The following is a 3792-nucleotide window of genomic DNA, read 5'->3' as shown; positions in this document are numbered from 1 at the left end:
GAATTAAATCTTACCCTACCTCGGATGGTGTCACTTTGTTTCCAACAAAGATTGCTGATCAGGCAAGTCCTCTTGTCAATAGGCTTTGAGACGCGCTAACCCTGTCTAATTATCAGGCTAACCAAAAGTGCGATGTCTACAACGGCTACGCCTAAGCCCAACCATGACATAACGAAGATTATGTAATGGGAAGTCGTTATCGTTTTAGTCAATAATCAAATTAAGTAAAGAGTCAGGCTGAGGAGTTAAAATTTATAACTCGGAACTCATAACTACTCACTTAAATTTCTCCATTCACCTGCATTTGATGAACTTGATCTGCTAGCTCTTGACGACCTTGATCATCTAGCTTATCAATAGCTAACATTCCCATCAAAATCACTTCTTTCAGTGTTAAACGTGTTGAATGTGCCTGTTTTTGCACAATCTCCTTGATAATTGGACTGACACCAATCGCTGTACTAGCTCTAGCCACGGAAAAAAACACTAATGATTAAGCCTAAATCTTAGCACTTCCAATGAACTTATTTTTTATAGTTAAAACTTAATTTAAATGTGTTTCAACTCATACTTCTATGAGTAAACATAAACTTGAAATCATATATACAGAACTACAACAGAAGTACAGATAATTATTCTACTACTGGAAAATCTCTATCAAACCCTTAATCATCGCATCAAAGCTAAAGACTAACTTTTGGATGAAAATAAATTTATCTTTTGTTATCCCAGAGTAATATGTATATTATTTGACAATACTGGAGATGATTTCAGAATTATCCCAAACAAATTTGAGCGTTTAACTTTTTTTGAGCAAGTTCTCGAACATCAATAATAATAACCTTTTGCTTGCTCACTAAGGACAGATCGTCGTATGATATCAACTAATCTCCAAGGTGATACACACTTACAATGTTTGCGATCGCTGAGTTATAAAAAAAGTCAGTTTGTAAAAATAGTGCTTTCAGTACCAGTATTCTCGCAAATCAGACTTGTATACCACCGAAAAAACCGTACTTTAAAGAGATCGTAAATTGTCTAAGATAATCTCCTCAACACGCTTTACAGAACTATACAGTGTAAATAAGAATAATAACTTAACCGAAGTAAAATTTTCCTGACTACAGGCAACTAATGCTGTGATAGGGAAAAGCAGTGAGTAGAGGAGAGAGAAAGCGATGAGGGACCCTTATCTGTTGGCAGCAGGCTTGTTAACAGGATTAGCAATACCAGCATCGGCTCTTCCACATTTGTCAATTGTCCTGCCAGAAAGTTCTAGATTCCTGTGGGATTTAAAACAAGGCTCGCAGACAATAGTAAGCAGACAAATCATCCCCAGCGTTGATCTCTCCTTACCAGAACTCAGTGGGCAAGCGTTCCAACCCCTAAAAAATTCGCAGCCGACGGTAGACGAGAAAAACGTCTCTAGCGTACCCGAACCTAGTAGTGAGGGATTACCAGCGCCAACAGAATCATTAGTCAAACCCAGCGCCCAAGCAGCTGGTATTTCATTGACATCTGGTAATCAACTTTACTACCAAAGATTGGCGGCTCTGAAAACAGGTCAGATTTATAAGCGCGTAGATAGTGATAATTTGCAATCTTTGTGGGAGTCGATCAGGAAGCGTCAACTAACTTATGATGACTGGAAAAGTTTACTCGCTTTAGAAGCTAGAGCGATCGCTCAAGGTCAAGGTGCAAATCATCTAAGCATCTTAGTTGGTGATTCTTTGAGCATGTGGTTTCCTAGAGAAAAACTGCCTACTGGGAAATTGTGGCTCAATCAAGGCATCTCTGGAGATACTTCCAGTGGGGTTTTAAAAAGGTTGGGGGCATTTTCGGCAACCCGGCCGGATGTGATTTATGTCATGGCTGGGATTAACGATTTACGAAAAGGCGCTAGTGATGACACAATTTTGCGTAATTATCGCCGGATTGTCCGTCGTTTACGGAATTCTCACCCAAAAGCTCAAATCATTGTCCAATCAATTTTGCCTACTCGCCTAGCAAAACTTTCCAATAGCCGCATTCGTCACATCAACACCCAACTAACCCAAATTGCTAAACAAGAAGGCGCTAATTATCTAAATATTTATAGCTGGTTTACCGATATGGAAGGCAATATGCGCCTAGAGTTGACCACAGATGGTTTGCACCTGTCGCAAGAGGGTTATGATGTGTGGCGCTCGGCACTACAGCAGATAGAATACAAGGTGACTCAGCGTGAAGATTGAGCGATCGCTATTTTTATGGAAAAACAGCCCGATAATACCTAGAGGATTAACGGTTGCTTTCTAGTTTCTGTAGAAGGTAAAGAAGTATAAACTGGATCTCCATATAACAAAAATCTTATGCCTTAACGCCCAAAGCTTCCCGATTCACAACCTGATTCAACTTGCCACTGCGATAACCTTCCAAATCCAGAGTTACGTAAAGAAATCCGAAATCCTGAAATACAGAAACTACTTTTTGTAAATCTGTCGTTAACACAAACTCTTTAATTTGTTCTGGTGATAATTCAATGCGTGCAGTATCTCCTTCCGATCGCACCCGCAAATTCTGCCAACCCAGCTTTCTTAAGAAAATTTCTGCTCTGCCAACTCGTTGTAACTTAGCGACAGTAATCTCTTCACCATAAGGAAACCGGGAACTGAGACAAGGTTGAGCGGGTTTATCCCACCAAGGTAAACCGAGTTGTTGCGAAAGTTGGCGAACTTCAACTTTGCTGACACCCACTTCGGCTAAAGGCGATCGCGCCCCTCTTTCTTTCGCTGCCTGAATTCCTGGGCGATAATCATGCAAATCATCGGCATTTACCCCATCCACCACGTAGGGATAACCCAACTGCAAAGCTAAAGGTTTGAGAGTGTCATGCAACTCACTTTTGCAAAAATAACAGCGATTAACCGGGTTAGAAGTGTAATTGGGATTTTCCATCTCGTGAGTCTGGACGATTTTATGAGCAATCCCAATAGTTGCGGCTTGAATTTTGGCATCTTCCAACTCTTCTGGCAACAGCGAAGGAGAAACAGCCGTGACAGCCAGAGCGCGATCGCCCAAGGCATCATAAGCAATTTTAGCAACCAAAGTACTATCAACGCCCCCAGAGTAGGCAATCAATGCCTGCTCCATCTCTTGAAACAAGGCTTTTAATTGCTCAAATTTTTCTGTCAGCATCATTTCCCAGTCCTACTCAAACCCTATAGCACCCAACAATTTTTATTGTAGTCATTTGTTATGGGGCATTGGGAATTGGGAATTGGGCATGGAAAAGAGGCAGAGGGGCAGGGGGCAGGGGGAAAACTCTTCTCCCTTGCTCCCTGCTCCCTGCTCCCTGCTCCCCACTCCCTACTCCCCATCAACTAAGTTTGGTGCTTTACTGTACTTGGCTACCAGACTGGCTAAAAGTGGTAAATCAATCGGTTTAGAAATATAGTCATTTACTCCAGCTGTTAGACAGGTTTCGCGATCGCCTTTCATCGCCATTGCTGTTTGAACTATTATCGGAATCGCTTGATATTGCCCGGCTTCTCGCAGTTGTCGCACCAAGTCAAGACCATTTCCATCTGCCAGATAAACATCCATTAAAATCACTGCTGGATCTAGCTGTGTTAGAGCTTTCCACATCTCGGCAGCATTCTTAACCCAAGTCACCTGATATCCTAATTTCTGTAGATAAATTTGCATCAACTCAGCGTTGGGTAAGTCATTTTCTACCAGCAAAACATCTACAGAATAACTAGGGGTAAAAGGCAAAAGAGATGAGAAGTATTTTGCCTCCCCCGCTCCCCC

General features: G+C 41.7%; 4 protein-coding genes. 1 reads left to right on the top strand and 3 read right to left on the bottom strand.

Annotated features, from left to right (window positions below; translation table 11 throughout):
• Positions 1–280 precede the first annotated feature (280 nt).
• Positions 281–475 (bottom strand): hypothetical protein, encoded by a 195-nt coding sequence (locus tag HWQ36_RS16000; RefSeq protein ID WP_073640193.1) that lies wholly within the window; start codon positions 473–475, stop codon positions 281–283.
• A 703-nt stretch (positions 476–1178) separates the two neighbouring features.
• On the opposite strand from HWQ36_RS16000, the gene HWQ36_RS15995 reads away from it, so the two are divergent.
• Positions 1179–2234 carry an SGNH/GDSL hydrolase family protein gene (locus tag HWQ36_RS15995; RefSeq protein WP_292704586.1) on the top strand — a complete coding sequence of 352 codons (1056 nt, stop codon included), beginning with the start codon at positions 1179–1181 and terminating at the stop codon, positions 2232–2234.
• A 115-nt stretch (positions 2235–2349) separates the two neighbouring features.
• Here HWQ36_RS15995 and larE read toward each other — a convergent pair whose 3' ends face one another.
• Both larE and HWQ36_RS15985 read right to left on the bottom strand, forming a co-directional pair.
• Positions 2350–3180: an ATP-dependent sacrificial sulfur transferase LarE gene (gene larE, locus HWQ36_RS15990; RefSeq protein WP_292704584.1), complete on the bottom strand. Its 831-nt coding sequence runs from the start codon at positions 3178–3180 to the stop codon at positions 2350–2352.
• Between the two features lie 168 nt (positions 3181–3348).
• A partial coding sequence (locus HWQ36_RS15985) for a response regulator (protein ID WP_292704582.1) occupies positions 3349–3792 on the bottom strand: 444 nt, incomplete at its 5' end.

The organism is Nostoc sp. NMS2, from assembly GCF_017115105.1.
GTDB lineage: Bacteria > Cyanobacteriota > Cyanobacteriia > Cyanobacteriales > Nostocaceae > Nostoc.
This window is presented reverse-complemented; position numbering and strand designations above follow the sequence as displayed.